The organism is Cellulomonas sp. B6 (assembly GCF_001462455.1).
Taxonomy (GTDB): Bacteria; Actinomycetota; Actinomycetes; order Actinomycetales; family Cellulomonadaceae; genus Cellulomonas.
Genome location: NZ_LNTD01000107.1, coordinates 1 through 15540 on the forward strand (window position 1 = coordinate 1; position 15540 = coordinate 15540).

At 74.7% G+C, this 15540-nt stretch carries 17 protein-coding genes; 11 read left to right on the forward strand and 6 right to left on the reverse strand.

Annotation, left to right across the window (positions count from 1 at the left end):
* Window positions 1–56: 56 nt before the first annotated feature.
* Window positions 57–1019 carry a carbohydrate ABC transporter permease gene (locus ATM99_RS10405; RefSeq protein ID WP_082659563.1) on the reverse strand — a complete coding sequence of 321 codons (963 nt, stop codon included), beginning with the start codon at window positions 1017–1019 and terminating at the stop codon, window positions 57–59.
* Window positions 1020–1095: 76 nt separating this feature from the next.
* Window positions 1096–2451 carry a sugar ABC transporter substrate-binding protein gene (locus ATM99_RS10410; protein ID WP_062102854.1) on the reverse strand — a complete coding sequence of 452 codons (1356 nt, stop codon included), beginning with the start codon at window positions 2449–2451 and terminating at the stop codon, window positions 1096–1098.
* Window positions 2452–2800: 349 nt separating this feature from the next.
* On the opposite strand from ATM99_RS10410, the gene ATM99_RS10415 reads away from it, so the two are divergent.
* Window positions 2801–4141 (forward strand): TIM-barrel domain-containing protein, encoded by a 1341-nt coding sequence (locus ATM99_RS10415; RefSeq protein ID WP_062102855.1) that lies wholly within the window; start codon window positions 2801–2803, stop codon window positions 4139–4141.
* Entirely contained in the window at window positions 4138–5253 is a 1116-nt protein-coding gene (locus tag ATM99_RS10420) for an arabinan endo-1,5-alpha-L-arabinosidase (protein WP_062102856.1), read from the forward strand. Before ATM99_RS10415 ends, ATM99_RS10420 begins: the two co-directional genes overlap by 4 nt.
* A 31-nt stretch (window positions 5254–5284) precedes the next feature.
* Here ATM99_RS10420 and ATM99_RS10425 read toward each other — a convergent pair whose 3' ends face one another.
* Window positions 5285–6151, reverse strand: coding sequence for an HAD family phosphatase (locus ATM99_RS10425; protein WP_082659565.1), 867 nt, complete (start codon window positions 6149–6151; stop codon window positions 5285–5287).
* Window positions 6152–6215: 64 nt separating this feature from the next.
* On the opposite strand from ATM99_RS10425, the gene ATM99_RS10430 reads away from it, so the two are divergent.
* Both ATM99_RS10430 and ATM99_RS10435 read left to right on the forward strand, forming a co-directional pair.
* Complete coding sequence (locus tag ATM99_RS10430) at window positions 6216–6524, forward strand: glutaredoxin family protein (protein ID WP_062102857.1); 309 nt, start codon at window positions 6216–6218, stop codon at window positions 6522–6524.
* Window positions 6525–6573: 49 nt separating this feature from the next.
* Complete coding sequence (locus ATM99_RS10435; RefSeq protein WP_062102858.1) at window positions 6574–7263, forward strand: redox-sensing transcriptional repressor Rex; 690 nt, start codon at window positions 6574–6576, stop codon at window positions 7261–7263.
* Window positions 7264–7352: 89 nt separating this feature from the next.
* Here the strand turns inward: ATM99_RS10435 and ATM99_RS10440 are convergent, their stop codons facing one another.
* The gene (locus ATM99_RS10440; protein ID WP_062102859.1) at window positions 7353–7898 is read right to left on the reverse strand and encodes a YceI family protein; all 546 of its coding nucleotides are present in this window, start codon (window positions 7896–7898) and stop codon (window positions 7353–7355) included.
* A 110-nt stretch (window positions 7899–8008) separates the two neighbouring features.
* Between ATM99_RS10440 and ATM99_RS10445 the strand changes: the two genes are divergently transcribed.
* The 6 genes from ATM99_RS10445 to ccsB all read left to right on the forward strand — a co-directional run bounded on the left by ATM99_RS10445 (window position 8009) and on the right by ccsB (window position 13810).
* The gene (locus ATM99_RS10445) at window positions 8009–8551 is read left to right on the forward strand and encodes a MarR family winged helix-turn-helix transcriptional regulator (RefSeq protein ID WP_062102860.1); all 543 of its coding nucleotides are present in this window, start codon (window positions 8009–8011) and stop codon (window positions 8549–8551) included.
* Between the two features lie 51 nt (window positions 8552–8602).
* Window positions 8603–9259, forward strand: a complete 657-nt coding sequence (locus ATM99_RS10450; RefSeq protein ID WP_062102861.1) for a histidine phosphatase family protein — start codon at window positions 8603–8605, stop codon at window positions 9257–9259.
* A 1-nt stretch (window position 9260) separates the two neighbouring features.
* Window positions 9261–9992, forward strand: a complete 732-nt coding sequence (locus tag ATM99_RS10455; protein WP_082659571.1) for a TlpA disulfide reductase family protein — start codon at window positions 9261–9263, stop codon at window positions 9990–9992.
* Window positions 9989–10882 (forward strand): cytochrome c biogenesis CcdA family protein, encoded by an 894-nt coding sequence (locus ATM99_RS10460; protein WP_062102862.1) that lies wholly within the window; start codon window positions 9989–9991, stop codon window positions 10880–10882. The genes ATM99_RS10455 and ATM99_RS10460 overlap by 4 nt, the downstream gene beginning before the upstream one ends.
* Before the next feature lie 70 nt (window positions 10883–10952).
* Window positions 10953–12779 carry a cytochrome c biogenesis protein ResB gene (locus ATM99_RS10465; RefSeq protein ID WP_062102863.1) on the forward strand — a complete coding sequence of 609 codons (1827 nt, stop codon included), beginning with the start codon at window positions 10953–10955 and terminating at the stop codon, window positions 12777–12779.
* Window positions 12776–13810 carry a c-type cytochrome biogenesis protein CcsB gene (gene ccsB / locus ATM99_RS10470; protein WP_062102864.1) on the forward strand — a complete coding sequence of 345 codons (1035 nt, stop codon included), beginning with the start codon at window positions 12776–12778 and terminating at the stop codon, window positions 13808–13810. Before ATM99_RS10465 ends, ccsB begins: the two co-directional genes overlap by 4 nt.
* 15 nt (window positions 13811–13825) lie before the next feature.
* Here the strand turns inward: ccsB and ATM99_RS10475 are convergent, their stop codons facing one another.
* Complete coding sequence (locus ATM99_RS10475) at window positions 13826–14143, reverse strand: PLD nuclease N-terminal domain-containing protein (RefSeq protein WP_062102865.1); 318 nt, start codon at window positions 14141–14143, stop codon at window positions 13826–13828.
* 127 nt (window positions 14144–14270) lie between these two features.
* On the opposite strand from ATM99_RS10475, the gene ATM99_RS10480 reads away from it, so the two are divergent.
* Entirely contained in the window at window positions 14271–14591 is a 321-nt protein-coding gene (locus ATM99_RS10480; RefSeq protein ID WP_062102866.1) for a DUF4229 domain-containing protein, read from the forward strand.
* A gap of 41 nt (window positions 14592–14632) precedes the next feature.
* Here the strand turns inward: ATM99_RS10480 and ATM99_RS10485 are convergent, their stop codons facing one another.
* The gene (locus ATM99_RS10485) at window positions 14633–15502 is read right to left on the reverse strand and encodes a 1,4-dihydroxy-2-naphthoate polyprenyltransferase (RefSeq protein ID WP_062102867.1); all 870 of its coding nucleotides are present in this window, start codon (window positions 15500–15502) and stop codon (window positions 14633–14635) included.
* Window positions 15503–15540 lie beyond the last annotated feature (38 nt).

Below are 15540 nucleotides of genomic sequence, written 5' to 3' on the forward strand. Positions count from 1 at the left end.
AGTTCCGCCTCAACCGGCGCGCGGGAGGGCGGGGATGGTGGTCATGGCTGCGTCCCTCAGTCGATGCTGAAGCTGTTGCGCCGGTTGAGGCGGAACTGGATCAGGGTGATGACGAAGACGAGGATGCCGAGCACGACCGCCATGGCCGTCGCGTACCCCATCTGCTGGTAGCGGAAGGCCTGGCGCCAGATGTACCAGACCAGGGAGGCCGAGCTGAACTCGGGCCCGCCCGTGGGCGTCATGATGTTGATCTCGGTGAAGATCTGCGCGCCCGCGATGATGTTCGTGACGACCAGGAAGAACGTCACCGGTCGGACCATCGGCATCGTGATCGCGCGCAGCTGCTGCCACCAGCTCGCACCGTCGAGCGACGCGGCCTCGTAGAGCGAGGCGGGCACCGACTGGATCGCGGCCAGGTACAGCAGCATCGAGTAGCCGAGGCCCTTCCAGATCATCATGAGGATGATCGCGGGCTTGACCGTGGCGGTGTTCTGGAGCCAGTTGGGGCCGTCGATCCCGAACCACGCGAGGACCTGGTTCACGAGCCCGAAGTCGCCGTTGTAGGCGAACTGCCAGACGATCGCGATCGCGGCGAGCGAGGAGATGACCGGCACGTAGTAGATGGTGCGGAACGCGGTGCGACCCACGATGCGCCGGTTGAGCGCGAGCGCGAGCAGCAGCGAGAGCGTCAGGCCGATCGGGATGCCGATCATGTAGAACAGCGTGTTGAACAGCGTCTGCCGGAAGTAGTCGTCGTTCAGCAGGCGTGTGTAGTTGTCGATGCCGATGAAGCGCATCGGCCCCAGGCCGTTCCAGCTCGTCAGCGACGCGTACGCGGCGAACCCGAGCGGGTACAGCGTGAACAGCAGGTACCCGAGCACGGGCGGGGCGACGAACGCGAGCGCCCACAGGGCCTCGGTGCGGTGCAGGCGGTTGCGCTCGCGCCGGGTGCGCAGCGGGGGTCGTCCGCCGGCGGCGACGGCCGTCGGTGGGGCCGTGACGGCCTCGGGACGCGACATCGGGTGGTCCTCTCTCGTGCGGGTCCGCCGCGGTCCCCGGCCCGCCCGTGGGGGCGCGGGCCGGGACCGCGGTGCGTCAGCGTCCGGCGAACGCCTGCTCGGCGTTGGCGATGGACTCGTCGAGCAGCGCCTGCATGCGCGGCTGCACGTCGGCCAGGTAGTCGGCGGCGGTCTGCTTGCCGTCGAGGACCGGCTGGATGTTCGTCCAGAGCTCGTCGTACCAGGCGGCCCCGTAGGTGAAGGCCGCCGGCATCGCACGGCCCGAGTCCTGGGCGATGTCGAGGAACTCCTGGCGGTTGGCCGGCTCGGCGTCGGCGGCCTGCGCCCAGTCCGTCGCGACGTCGATCAGGTTGGGGATCTGGATGTTCGCGTCGACGAGCGTCTGCTGCGCCTCGGGGTCGGCCGACAGGTACGTCACGAGCTCGACGGCCTCGTCGGGGTGCTTCGACGTCGCGGAGACGCCGATGCCGAGCGAGCCGACCCAGGTGGCCGTGCCGCCGTCGCCGACGGTGGGCCAGGGGATGAGGTCGTAGTCGAAGTCGAGCTCGTTGTAGACGCTCACGTCCCACGGCCCGACCGGGAAGAACCCGATCTCGCCGGCCATCCAGCGCTGGTAGGTGTCGAGCGTCGCGGCGTCGGACGCCGACGGCGTGACGGCGTCGACGTTGGTGAGGTCGGCGAACTTCTGCAGCGCGTCGGCGAACTCGGGGGTGTCGACCGTGACCTTGGTGCGGTCGGCGTCGATGAAGTCCGCGCCGTTGCTCCACACCATCGACTGCAGGTTCCACTGGACGTTGAGCCCGGTGCCCCACTGATCGACCGTGCCGTCGCCGTCGGTGTCCGTCGTGAGCGTCTTGCAGATCTCGACGAACTGCTCCCACGTGAGCGGGGTGTCCTTGTCGGGCAGCGGGATGCCCGCGGCCTCGAGCATGGTCTTGTTGTAGCCGAACGAGAACGGGCCGATGTCCTTGGGCAGGCCGTAGAGGCGGCCCTCGGGGGTGCCCTGCAGCGTGCCGTCGAACCGGTAGGAGTCGACGCCGTACTGCCAGAGGTTGTCGAGGTCGACGTCCGAGGCCTCGACCTGGTCGGTGATGTCGAGCAGCACGCCCGACGCGACGTAGGACTGCAGCGACGCCTGCTCGATGTAGAACACGTCGGGCACGTTGTTGCCCGCGACCGCGGCCTGGAGCTTGGTCGCGTACTGGTCGGCGTCGGTGACGATCATCTCGACGTCGACGCCCGTGGCCTCGGTGTACTTCTCGATCGCGGCCTCGTACGCCTTCTTCTCGTCGGGGCCGCCGCGGAACATGAACGTGATCTTCTTGCTGCCGTCGTCACCCCCGCCGCTGCCGTCGCTGCCGCACGCCGTGAGCGCGAGCGCGCCGACCAGCGCCATGCAGGTCGCACCGACGACCAGCCTGCTCTTCTTCATCTGCCTGCCTCCCGTGATGGTGGGTCGGTCAGGTCCACGTCCGTGCCGAGCGACGGACCCGGGCGCGCCGGGACCTCGGCGGCGCCCCTGCGCGTCGCCCGTCCGCTCCTGCTGGTCGTCATTGACCTCTCCGATGCTCCAACGTCTTCTACAACGTTGATCTACAACGTTGCACAAACTCGCACGCGCACCGCTCCCCGGTCAAGCCACGATCGGGTAACGCCGCCGGGACGGTCCGGGTGCGGGCGGGTCGTACGCTCGTCGCAGCCCCCGTGCGCCGTCATCCGTTTGACGCGATCGGGCGCCATGCGGCACAGTCGACTCTACAACGATGTAGAAGGAGTCGACGATGACGCTGGCCCTCACCCCGCCCATGGGGTGGAACAGCTGGGACTGCTACGGCACGACCGTCACCGAGGCCGAGGTCCTGGCCAACGCCCGCTTCATGGCCGAGCACCTGCTCCCGCACGGGTGGGACACGGTCGTCGTCGACATCGACTGGTCGGACCCCGCGGCCCGCGCGCACGGCTACACCGACGGCAGCGGCCTCGTGCTCGACGAGCACGGCTACCCCCAGCCCGACCCCGCGCGCTTCCCCTCGGCCGCCGGCGGCCGCGGCTTCACCGAGCTCGCGGCGCAGGTGCACGCGCTCGGGCTGAAGCTCGGCGTCCACGTGCTGCGCGGCATCCCGCGCACCGCGGTCGCCGCCGCGCTGCCCGTCGTGGGCCCCGACGGTGCGGTCGTCACGACCGCCGACGTCGCCGACACGTCGTCCGTCTGCACGTGGAACGGCCACATGTACGGCCTCGACCACACGCACCCCGCCGCGCAGGCCTGGCTCGACGGGCTCGTCGGGCAGCTCGCCTCGTGGGGCGTCGACTTCGTCAAGGTCGACGACATGCTCGCGCCCTTCCACGCCGACGCGATCACCGCGTGGTCGCGCGCCATCGCGCGCTCGGGGCGCGACATCGTGCTCTCGCTGTCGCCCGGCACGCGGCTGTCGACCGCGCACCTGCCCGTGCTGCGCGAGCACGCGCAGATGTGGCGCGTGTGCGACGACCTCTGGGACCGCTGGGAGGACGTGCACGCCAACTTCGCGCGCCTCGCGCGGTGGGCGCCGTTCCAGCAGCCCGGCGGCTGGGCCGACGCCGACATGCTGCCCCTGGGGCGCATCGGGATCCGCGCCGAGCGCGGCGACGACCGCGCGTCGCGGCTCACCCCCGACGAGCAGCGCACGCTCCTCACGCTGTGGGTCATGGCCCGCTCGCCGCTCATGATGGGCGGCGACCTGCCGACGTCCGACGCCGCGACGATCGCGCTGCTCACGACGCCCGCGGTCGGGCACGTGCTGCGCACCGGCGTCGACGGCCGCGAGCTGCAGCGCGAGCCCGCGGGCGACGGCGAGGTCGTCGTGTGGGGTGCGCGGTCCGGCACCGAGGCCACGCGCTACGTCGCGGTGTTCTGGACCGGGACCGGCGTGCGCACCGAGCACCTGCCGCTGTCCGCGCTGGTCGGGGACGCCGCCGCGAGCGCGCACCGCTGGACCGCCCGCGACCTGTGGGACGGCACGCCCCTGCCCGACCCGCGCGCGACCGCCGCCGAGCACGACGGCGTGCTGACGCTCGACGTGCCCGAGCACGGCGTGCGGTGGGTCGCGCTCGAGCCCGCGCGTCGTGAGGACGCCGCGTGACGGACGCCCCCGAGGAGTCCGACGCCCCTCGCGCGACCGCGCCGGCCGCGCGAGGGAGGGGACGCGCCTGGGCCGTCGCCGCGGTCCTCGCGGTGGTCGTGCTCCTCGTCGGCGGCGGGACGTTCCTGCTGACGCGCCCCGACGCGCCCGCGGCCACCGCGCTCGAGCTGACCGGCGACCTGCGCACGCACGACCCGGCGCTCGTCGTCGGCGACGAGGGCGAGCCCTGGTACGTCTTCTCGACCGGGGACGTGCGCGTCGGGCTCGGCGCGCCGCAGATCCGGCGATCGACGGACGGCGGCCGCACGTGGGAGGAGGTCGGCACCGTCTGGGAGGCCGGCACGCGCCCGCGCTGGGTGTACGAGGCCGTGCCGGGGGTCGAGAACTTCTGGGCGCCCGAGGTCGTCGAGCACGACGGCACCTGGTACCTCTACTACGCGGCGTCGACGTTCGGCTCGAACCGCTCCGTGATCGGGCTCATGACGAACACGACGCTCGACCCCGACGACCCCGCCTACGCGTGGGTCGACCGGGGCGAGGTGATCTCCTCGACGCCGGGCGAGGACAACTTCAACGCGATCGACGCGGGCGTGGTCGACGTCGACGGCACGCCGTGGATGGCGTTCGGGTCGTTCTGGGGCGGCATCCAGCTCGTCGAGCTCGCGTGGCCCGCCGGCACCCTCGCGGACCCGGACGCGGAGCCCGTCACGATCGCGAGCCGCATCGGATCGCCCAACGCGATCGAGGCGCCCTACCTCGCCGAGCACGACGGCTGGTACTACCTGTTCGTCTCGCGCGACTCGTGCTGCCAGGGCTCCGACTCGACGTACAACATGGCCGTCGGACGCTCGCGCGACGTCACCGGCCCGTACGTCGACCGCGAGGGCCGGGACCTGGCCGCGGGCGGCGGCGAGCCGCTGCTCGCGACGCGCGGCGACATGGTCGGCCCCGGCGGTCAGTCGTACTCGAAGGGCTACCTGGCGTTCCACTGGTACGACGCCGCCGAGGGCGGCGACTTCCGCCTCGGCATCCGCGAGCTCGCGTGGGACGACGAGGGCTGGCCCGTCGCGACGACGCGCGAGGAGCAGGAGCAGGAGCAGGACGCGGGTTGACGCCCGGGCGACGGGGCGGGTGGCTGCGCCGTCACAGACCGCCCACCCGGCGCCGCAGCGAGCGCCGCACCGCCCGCACGACCACGGCGGCCGCCCACACGACGCCCGCGAGGCTCGCCGCGTTGACGCCGCGGCGCGCCTGCGTGCGGCGCGTGCGGAACTCGCGCACGGGCCAGCCGACCTCGGCGGCGTGCCGGCGCAGGCGCCCGTCGGGGTTGATCGCGCACGGGTGGCCGACGGTCGACAGGATCGGCACGTCGTTGGTCGAGTCGCCGTACGCGTGGCAGCGGTCCAGGTCGTAGCCCTCGCGCTGCGCGAGCGCGCGCACCGCGCTGGCCTTGGCCTCGCCGTGCAGCAGGTCGCCCACGAGCCGGCCGGTGTAGAAGCCGTCGTCGTGCTCGGCGACCGTGCCCAGCGCGCCGGACGCGCCCAGGCGCCGCGCGATGAGCTCGCCGATCTCCACCGGTGTGGCGGTCACGAGCCACACGGCGTGCCCGGCGGCGAGGTGCGCGTCGAGCAGCGCCTGCGTGCCGGGGTAGATGCGCAGGCTCAGGACCTCGTCGTAGACGTCCTCGGCGATCGCGGTGACCTCGGCGACCGAGCGGCCGCGCATGATGTCGAGCGCGCGGGCGCGGACCTCGTCGATCTGGCGGCGGTTCTCGCCGAACGCGCGGTACCGCGCCTGCTGGAACGCGAACGTCACGAGGTCGAGGTTGCGGAAGAACCCGCGGCGGTACAGGCCCACGGCGAGGTGGAACGCGCTCGCGCCGCGGATGATCGTGTTGTCGACGTCGAAGAAGGCCGCGACGCGCGTCCCGTCCGGCACGAGGTCGGCCCGCGGCGTCTCGACGGTGGCGGCGCCGACGGCCGGCTCGTCGTTCCCCTGGCCCGCGTGCACCCCGCCACTGTAACGACCCGGGCCCGGCACGGGTCGGCGCGTCCGCGCGCGCTAGCGTGGCGCCGTGACGAGGACGGGGACGGCGCACGGGCGTGGGACGACCGGTGCACCGGCGCGGGTCGTGCTGTACGGGCGCGCGGGCTGCCACCTGTGCGACGAGGCGCGCGCGCTCGTCGAGCGCGTCTGCGCCGAGACCGGCGACGCGTGGGTCGAGGTCGACGTGGACGTGCCGGGCCCGGACGGTGCGCGGCCGGCCGACGAGCTGGGCGAGATGGTGCCCGTGGTGGACGTCGACGGCGTGCGGCGCGGGTACTGGCGCATCGACGAGACCCGGCTGCGCAGGGCCCTCGCGGCGGGCGCGGCCAGGCCCTAACGTGACCTCGTCGCCGGGTGGTCCCGGCGGGAGGGCTCGGGGGGTCGACGTGGACGCTCAGCGCACCGCCGCACGCCGCGGCACGCCACGACGCGGTGCGCCCGGCGTGCCGCCCGCGACGGTCGCGCGGCTGCCGGGGTACCTGCGTGCGCTCGAGGCGACCGCGGCGAGCGGAGCGGTCCTGACGTCGTCCGAGGAGCTCGCGCGGCGTGCGGGCGTGACGTCCGCGCAGCTGCGCAAGGACCTGTCGCACCTGGGGTCGTACGGGCGCCGCGGCGTGGGGTACGACGTGCAGCACCTGCGCGAGCAGATCACGGTCGCGCTGGGCCTGTCCGACGTGCGGCGCGTGCTGCTGGTGGGGGTCGGCAACCTGGGTCACGCGCTCGCGAACTACGCGGGCATCGCCGAGCGCGGGTTCGCCCTGGTGGGTCTCGTGGACGCGGACCCGGCCGTGGTCGGCACGACGGTCGCGGGGCTCGTCGTCGAGCCCGCGGACGACCTCGCGGGCGTCGTGGCGCGCACGGGGGCGACGATCGCGGTGCTCACGACGCCGGCGGAGGTCGCGCAGCGCGTGTGCGACGAGCTCGTGGCCGCGGGCGTCGTGGGGGTGCTGACGTTCGCACCGGGTGCGCTGCGGGTGCCGCCGCACGTCGACGTGCGGGCCGTGGACGTGGCGTCCGAGCTGCAGATCCTGGCGTTCCACGACCGTGCGCGCGGTGCGGGCGGCGGCGCGTCGTAGCGCGTCCGGTCGCGGGGCGTCCGTGGGGAGGGACGCCGCGAGGGCGCGACCGGTGCGGTCGCGCCCTCGCGGGACGGTGCTGGGGTGCGTCAGGCCTTGATGGCCGAGACGTCGAGGTCGATGCGCACCTTGTCGGCGACGAGCACGCCGCCGGCCTCGAGCGCGGCGTTCCACGTCAGGCCGAACTCCTTGCGGGAGATCGTGACGGTCGCCTCGAACCCGGCGCGGGTGTTGCCGAACGGGTCGACCGCGGTGCCGTTGAACTCGGTCTCGAGCTCGACCTCGCGCGTCACGCCGTGGATCGTCAGGTCGCCGACGACGACGTAGGCCGAGCCGGCCTCGCGGACGGCCTTCGAGACGAACGTCCACTCGCCGAACGCCTCGACGTCGAAGAAGTCGTTGCCCTTGAGGTGGCCGTCGCGGTTGGCGTCACCGGTCGTGACGGTCGACGGGTCGAGGGTCACGGAGACCGCGGAGGACTCGAGGTCCTCGCCGACGGTGAGCGTGCCGCCGGTGACCGCGACGGTGCCGCGGACCTTCGAGATGCCGGCGTGGCGCACGGTGAACGACGCCTCGGTGTGCGAGGGGTCGATGTTCCAGGTGCCGGTGGTGAGGCCGGTGGGGAGCGCGGTCATGGTGTCCTCCGAGGTGATCGACGAGAATCGTTGATACGACAAGTATGCGGTGGTTGATATTTCTACTACAGTGGGGTGCGAGCCGCAACCCCCGAGATCGAGGAGGCCGCGTGACCCACGAGGCGACCCACGAGGGCCCGGACGACGTGCGCTGGCTGTCGGCGACCCAGCAGGTGCACTGGCGCGCGTTCCGCGACGGCACCGCCCTGCTGCTCGACGTCCTCGCGCGCGAGCTCGACTGCGACAGCGGCCTGTCGCTGGGGGAGTACGAGGTGCTCGTCCGCCTCTCCGAGGCGCCCGGGCGCGCGCTGCGCATGTCCGAGCTCGCCGACGACCTCGCGCACTCGCGCAGCAGGCTCACGCACACGGTCGCGCGCATGGAACGCGCGGGCGTCGTGCGCCGCGAGCCCGCGCCCGGCGACGCGCGCGGCGTCAACTGCGTGCTCACCGACCACGGCTGGCGCACGCTCGTGGCCGCGGCCCCCGGGCACGTCGAGTCCGTGCGCACCCACCTCGTCGACGTCCTCGACGACGACCAGCTCGCCGCGCTCGGCACCGCGATGCAGGTCGTCGTCGACCACCTGCGCACCCCCGCGTGCGAGCGTGCCCGCGACCAGGCGGGCGTGAGCGACGTCACCGCCGCGAGCGCCTGAGGACCCAGATCCGGGCGCCGGGCACCCAGGAGACTTTGCGAGACTGTGCGCATGGTCACCACGACGGTCCACCTGCTGCGGCACGGTGAGGTCCACAACCCCACCGGCCTGCTCTACGGCCGGCTGCCGGGGTACCGGCTCTCGGAGCGCGGGCAGCAGATGGCCACGCTCGTCGCCCGCACGCTCGCCGGTGAGGAAGGGGCCCCGCGCCGCGACGTCGTCGTCGTGACCGCGTCCCCGCTGCAGCGCGCGCAGGAGACCGCGACGCCCATCGCCGAGGCCTTCGGCGTCGCGCTCGGCACCGACGACCGGCTCATCGAGGCCGAGAACCACTTCCAGGGCATGCGGTTCGGCGTCGGCGACGGCTCGCTGCGCCACCCCGCGCACTGGCCCCACCTGCGCAACCCGTTCCGGCCCTCGTGGGGCGAGCCCTACGTCGAGCAGGTCGACCGCATGCTCGCGGCCGTCGACGCCGCCCGCGTCGCGGCCCGTGGGCACGAGGCCGTGCTCGTCAGCCACCAGCTCCCGATCTGGGTCACGCGGCTCGCGCTCGAGAACCGCCGGCTGTGGCACGACCCCCGCAAGCGGCAGTGCTCCCTCGCGTCCCTCACGAGCCTGCGGTTCGAGGACGACACGCTCGTCGGCGTCGGCTACGGCGAGCCCGCCGCAGCCCTGCTGCCCGGCGCGTCGCAGGTCCCGGGGGCCTGACGTGGCCGTCCCCCGTCACCCCGTCTCCCGGCGCCCGGGACCCGGACGCCCGGCGCGCGCGCTCGCCGCGGGCGCGGCGCTCGTCGCGCTGCTCGCGGGCTGCTCCGCGGGCGGCGACGGCACCGACGCGCCCGCCGACGTCGTCGACCAGGGCTACCAGTCGGGCGACGGGTCCACGACCACGTGGGCGCCCGCCGACCGGGTCGGTCCCGTCGAGATCGCCGGGACGGACTACGAAGGCGGCGAGCACGACCTCGCGGCGCTGCGCGGCGACGTCGTGCTGCTCAACACCTGGTACGCGGCCTGCCCGCCGTGCCGGGCCGAGGCGCCGGACCTCGCCGCGGTCGCCACGGACTACGCCGACCAGGGCCTGCACGTCCTCGGCATCAACAGCCGCGACGCCGCGGGCACCGCGCAGGCGTTCCAGCGCGAGCTCGCCGTGCCGTACCCCTCGCTCGACGACACCAGCGGCGCGGCCGTCGCCGCGCTGCAGGGCGTCGTCCCCGTGAGCGCCGTCCCCACGACCGTGCTGCTCGACCGCGAGGGTCGCGTCGCCGCGCGCGTGCTCGGCCTGGCCGACGCGTCCCTGCTGCGCTCGCTCGTCGAGGAGCTGCTGGCCGAGGGCGCCCCCGGCGCCGCGGCCACGTCCGCGCCGACGTCGGCGCCCGACGCGACCCCGGACGCGATCCCGGACGCCGACGCGGCGGCTCGCCCGCAGGACCCCGCGCGGTGACCGGCGGCGCGCTCGCGCTCGACGTCGGTGCGACCGTCGCCGGCGGCTCCCTGCTGCTCGCGGTGCCCGTCGCGCTGCTCGCCGGGCTCGTGTCGTTCGCGTCGCCGTGCGTGCTGCCGCTGCTGCCCGGGTACGCCGGCCTGCTCGGCGGGCTCGCCGCGGGCGGTCCGCGGCGCACGCCGGGTGCCGGTCTCGGGCTGGTCGACGCGACCGACGTCGTGCGCGTCGGCGCCGGCGCACCCGGCGACGGCGCGGTCCTCGCGGCCGTGCCCGTCGCCGCGACCCCCGCCCCGCGGGCCGAGGGCCGACGCGTCCTCGTGCTCGGCGTGACCCTCTTCGTGGCCGGATTCTCGGCCGTGTTCGTCGCGTTCGGCGCGCTCGCGGGCTCGCTCGGCGCGGTGCTGTGGCAGTGGCAGGACCCGGTCAGCCGCGTGCTGGGCGCGCTGACGGTCGTCATGGGCCTGGCGTTCCTCGGTGCCGTGCCGTTCCTGCAGCGCGAGCGCCGTGCGCACGTCGCGCCGCGCACCGGCCTGTGGGGCGCGCCGCTGCTGGGAGTCGCGTTCGGCCTGGGCTGGACCCCGTGCATCGGTCCGACCCTCGCCGCGATCCTCACGCTGTCGCTGACGGGGGGCTCGGCCGGGCGGGGTGCGCTGCTCGCGGTCGCGTTCTGCGTCGGGCTCGGCCTGCCGTTCGCGCTCGTCGCCGTCGGTCTGCAGCGCTCGCGGAGCGCCGTCGCGTGGCTCGGGCGGCACCGTCTCGCGGTGCAGCGCACGGGCGGCGCCGTGCTCGTGGTCCTGGGCGTCGCGCTCGCCACGGGTGCGTGGGGCACATGGGCGGCGTGGCTGCAGGGTCTGCTGACCGGTGCCGACCCGTTCGTGCCGGTGCTGTGAGGGCGGCGGTGGGGCCGACGGTGAGGCCGGCCGTCAGGCGGGCGACGAGCGTGGCTGCGAGGGTGACGACGTGACCGACCGATCCCGTGCCCGCCAGGGTGCGCGCGACCCGTACCGCCCCGAGGGCCTCGACGACGCGTTCAGCGACGACGCCACCCGTTCCGCCGCGGCGGACGAGGCCACGCCGGGTGGGGCCGCGGCCGACGCCGCCGCTCCGGAGACGCCTGCGGCGGGCGCGTCGTCGGCCGGACCGGTCGGCACCGGCGCGCCCGCCCCGCTGCCCGCGCTCGGTGCGGTCGGCTGGCTGCGCTGGGCGTGGCGCCAGCTCACGAGCATGCGCGTCGCGCTGCTGCTGCTCGTGCTGCTCGCCGTCGCCGCCGTCCCCGGCTCGGTGTTCCCGCAGCGCCCGCAGGACCCCGCGAGGGTCGCGGAGTACCTCACGGACCACCCCGACGTGGGACCGTGGCTCGACCGTCTCGGGTTCTTCGACGTCTACGCCTCGGTCTGGTTCTCGGCCGTCTACCTGCTGCTGTTCGTGTCGCTGATCGGGTGCATCCTGCCGCGCACGCGGGTCCACCTCGCGGCGCTGCGCGGCCGGCCGCCGCGCACGCCGCGCCGGCTCGGGCGGTTCCCCGCGCAGGGTTCCGGCACGTCGGGCGACGCGCCGCGTGCCGTCGTCGAGCGTGCCGCCGCGGTGCTGCGCCGCCGCCGGCTCGGCGTCCCGGCGTTCCGCGTCGACGTGCACGACGAGGGCGCCGGGACCTGGTCGGTCTCGGCCGAGCGCGGGTACCTGCGCGAGACCGGCAACCTGCTGTTCCACCTCGCGCTGCTCGGCCTGCTCGTCTCGGTGGCGACCGGGCAGCTGCTGCACTACCGCGGGCAGGCGATCGTCGTGCAGGGCACGGGCTTCGCGAACGTGCAGGCCGGGTACGACTCGTTCGAGCGCGGCAGCGCGTTCGACCCCGCCGACCTCGACCCGTTCACGTTGCGCCTCGACGACTTCGAGTCGCGCTTCGACCCGCGCACGCTGCAGTCGCGCGACTTCACCGCGCACGTCACCGTGACCGAGCCCGGCGGCGAGCCCACGCCCGAGCAGATCAAGGTCAACCACCCGATCGTCGCGGGCGGCGCCAAGGTGTACCTCATGGGCAACGGCTACGCGCCGCGCCTGACGGTGCACGACGCGGCCGGTGAGGTCGCGTTCGCCGGGACCGTGCCGTTCCTGCCGCAGGACGAGGTGTACACGTCGCGCGGCGTCGTCAAGGTCCCCGACGTCTCGGGCGGGCAGGACCAGGTGGGGCTCGTCGGGTTCCTGCTGCCCACCGCGGTCGAGGCCGCGCCCGGGCTGTGGCGCTCGGTCGACCCGCAGCCGGCCGAGCCGCTGCTCGTGCTGTCGGTGTGGCACGGCAACCTCGGGCTCGACACGGGCGTGCCGCAGAACGTGTACCGCCTCGACGAGTCGCGCATGCAGCAGTCCGTCGACGCCGCGGGCGACGTGGTCACGCTGTACGTGCGCCCGGGCCAGACCGTCGACCTGCCCGACGGGCTGGGGACGCTGACGTTCGACGACCTGCCGCGGTTCGTCGCGCTCGACCTGCGGCACGACCCGTCGCTGGCGTGGGTGCTCACCTTCGCGCTGCTCGCGCTGGCCGGCCTCATGGCCTCCCTATTCGCGCCCCGGCGGCGGCTGTGGCTGCGCGCGGCACCCGGAGCCGATGCGGCGCAGGACGAAGGTCCCGGTGCCGCGACTACAGTGGTCACGGCCGCCGGCCTGGCCCGTGGCGACGACGTCGGGCTGCAGCCCGAGCTCGACCGCGTCCTCGCCGCCGTGCTCGGCGCGCCGCCCGAGCCGTCGTCCCCGTCGGCCGGGCCCGATCCGCAGGAGGACAGGACATGAACGTCGCCGAGCTGAGCGACCTGTTCGTCTGGTCGGCCGCGACCGCGCTGACGATCGCGCTGGTCGCGTACGCGATCGACCTGGCGCGGGCGACGGAGGCCGCGCAGGCCGTCCGCAGCGCGCGCCGGCCGGCCGTCGTGGGTGCCGGGTCCGCGTCCGGCGGGGACGTCCTCACGGCCGACCCGCCGCCTGCCGCGTCCGCGGCGTCCGCCCCGCGCCGCCGGGCCGCCGGCATCGCCGGCTCGACCCTCGTGCTCGGCACGGCGCTGCTGCTCGTCGCGATCGTGCTGCGCGGCGTGGCCGCGGGCCGCTGGCCCACGGCCAACATGTACGAGTTCACGATCGTCGGGACGTTCTGCGCGACCGCCGTGCTGGTGGTCGTGCAGCGTCGCCGCGCGATCGCGTTCCTCGGCGTGCTCGTCACGGGCATCGCGGTGCTCGCGCTCGTGCTCGCGCTCAACACGCTGCACGTGCAGGCCGACGCGGTGCAGCCCGCGCTGCAGCGCTACTGGCTCGTCATCCACGTGGGCGTCGCGATCCTCGCGACCGGCGTCTTCACGGTCGCCTTCGCGACGTCGGTGCTCCAGGTCCTGCAGGACGCGCGCACCGAGGGACGTTCGCGGCTCGAGCGTCCCTGGCGTCGGGCCGACGGCCTGCGCCAGGCGTTCCACGGCGCGCGCGTCACGGGCCCGGCGTTCGCGTGGCTCGAGCAGGTGCCCGACGCGCGGCGCCTCGAGGCGTTGTCGTTCCGGCTGCACGCGGTCGGTTTCGTGCTGTGGACGTTCACGCTCATCGGCGGCGCGATCTGGGCCGAGGAGGCGTGGGGCCGCTACTGGGGCTGGGACCCCAAGGAGGTCGGCACGTTCGTCGCGTGGGTGGTGTACGCCGCCTACCTGCACGCCCGGACCACGCGCGGCTGGGCCGGTCGGCGCGCCGCCTACATCGTGTTCGTCGGCTACGCGGTCGTCCTGGCCAACTTCACGGTCGTCAACCTGTTCATCACCGGCAAGCACTCGTACTCGGGCCTCTGAGGCCTGCCGGGCGCGTCAGGCCGGCGCGGTGTCGTCGGTGTCGTCGCCGCGCGCCTGCTGCTCGCGGCGACGCCGCTCGAGGTCGAGGCGGCGCAGGAACTCCGGGTCGTCGTCCGGGGCGACCGGCCCGCGCGCCGGGCCGCGCTGCCCCGCGCTCGGCGCGCCACGGCTCATGACGAGCCACAGCACGCCGCCCAGGACCGGGACCAGCACGATCAGCAGCCACACCGGCGTCGGCACGCCGCGCCGCCGGTGCTCGTCGCTGCCCATGACGTCGAACGCGCACCAGACCGCGAACGCGACCACGAGGACGAACGGCAGGTACCTGAGCATCGGTCCAGCGTAGACGCCGGCCCGCCGGGTCGCGGTCCGTGACGGCGTCAGGGCCGCGGTCGCGACGCCGGGTCCGCCACCGGGGCGACGTGGTCCGGCCCGCAGGTTCCTGACCTACCCTGGGCGGGTGCCGGTCGTCGTCTACTCCGTGCTGCGTCTCGCGCTGTTCGCCGGGGCCACCGGGCTGCTGTGGTGGGCGGGCATGCGCTCGTGGCTCGCCCCGCTGCTCGCGGCCTTCCTCGCGTGGGCCCTCTCGTACGTGCTGCTCAACCGCCAGCGCGACGGTGCCGCGCGCTGGCTCGCCGAGCGTGCCGAGCAGCGCCGCGCGCACGGCGGCCGCACGGCCCACCAGCTCGCCGACGACGCCGCGGAGGACGCCGAGGCCGAGCGGGCCGCACGCGGCGCCGTGCACGAGCGGCCGGACGGTCCGCCCCCGCCGACGGCCTGAGCACCGGGCGGGCGGCGCGCCGGGTCGCCCGGCGCGGGCCTTCAGAGCGCCAGGCCGAGCCCCAGCGCGACGCCGAACGCCAGCTCCAGGGCGCCGGTGCCCGCGAGCACGGGCACGAGCGCGATCCCGCGTGCCCCCAGCAGCACGACCACCGCGAGCACGACCGCCGGTCCGAGCAGCAGCAGCACCAGCAGGGACCACGGCGCGACGACCGCGCACACCGCGCCCAGCAGGACGGGCAGCACGACCATCACGGCGAACACGCGGCGCGCGCGGTGCTCGCCGAGTCGCACCGCGAGGGTGCGCTTGCCCACCACGGCGTCGGTCGGCACGTCCCGCAGGTTGTTGGCCATGAGCAGCGCGCACGCGAGCAGGCCCACGGCGACCGCACCGACGACGGCGGGCCACGTCACGTGTCCGACCTGCGTGAACGTCGTGCCGAGGACCGCGACGAGGCCGAAGAACACGAACACCCCGACCTCCCCGAGGCCGCGGTACCCGTAGGGGCGGCGGCCGCCGGTGTAGGTCCACGCCGCGACCACCGCGAGCGCACCCACGCCCAGCAGCCACCACGCGCCGGACAGCGCGACGAGCAGCAGGCCGAGCAGCGCAGCGACCCCGAACGCCGCGAAGGCGGCGGTGCGCACGTGCGTCGCGGGCGCCGCACCGGACGCGGTGAGCCGCATCGGGCCGACCCGGTCGACGTCGGTGCCCCGCACGCCGTCGGAGTAGTCGTTCGCGTAGTTCACGCCCACCTGCAGCGCGAGCGCGACACCGGCCGCGAGCAGCGCGCGTCCGGGCAGTGCGACGCCGGCCTGCGCGGCGGCGCCGGTGCCGACGAGCACGGGGGCGACGGCCGCCGGGAGCGTGCGGGGACGCGCACCGGCGAGCCAGTCGGAGGCGGAGGCCATGGTGCTCCTGTTCGGGGAGGTCGGGTCGAGCGCGTGAG

Bases quoted from the DNA above. Each gene is read 5' to 3' on its own strand.
- ATM99_RS10440 (WP_062102859.1), bottom strand. From the start codon at position 7,898: ATGACCGCGCTCCCCACCGGCCTCACCACCGGCACCTGGAACATCGAC.
- ATM99_RS10415 (WP_062102855.1), top strand. From the start codon at position 2,801: ATGACGCTGGCCCTCACCCCGCCCATGGGGTGGAACAGCTGGGACTGC.
- ATM99_RS10410 (WP_062102854.1), bottom strand. From the start codon at position 2,451: ATGAAGAAGAGCAGGCTGGTCGTCGGTGCGACCTGCATGGCGCTGGTC.
- ccsB (WP_062102864.1), top strand. From the start codon at position 12,776: ATGAACGTCGCCGAGCTGAGCGACCTGTTCGTCTGGTCGGCCGCGACC.
- ATM99_RS10485 (WP_062102867.1), bottom strand. From the start codon at position 15,502: ATGGCCTCCGCCTCCGACTGGCTCGCCGGTGCGCGTCCCCGCACGCTC.
- ATM99_RS10450 (WP_062102861.1), top strand. From the start codon at position 8,603: ATGGTCACCACGACGGTCCACCTGCTGCGGCACGGTGAGGTCCACAAC.
- ATM99_RS10475 (WP_062102865.1), bottom strand. From the start codon at position 14,143: ATGCTCAGGTACCTGCCGTTCGTCCTCGTGGTCGCGTTCGCGGTCTGG.
- ATM99_RS10405 (WP_082659563.1), bottom strand. From the start codon at position 1,019: ATGTCGCGTCCCGAGGCCGTCACGGCCCCACCGACGGCCGTCGCCGCC.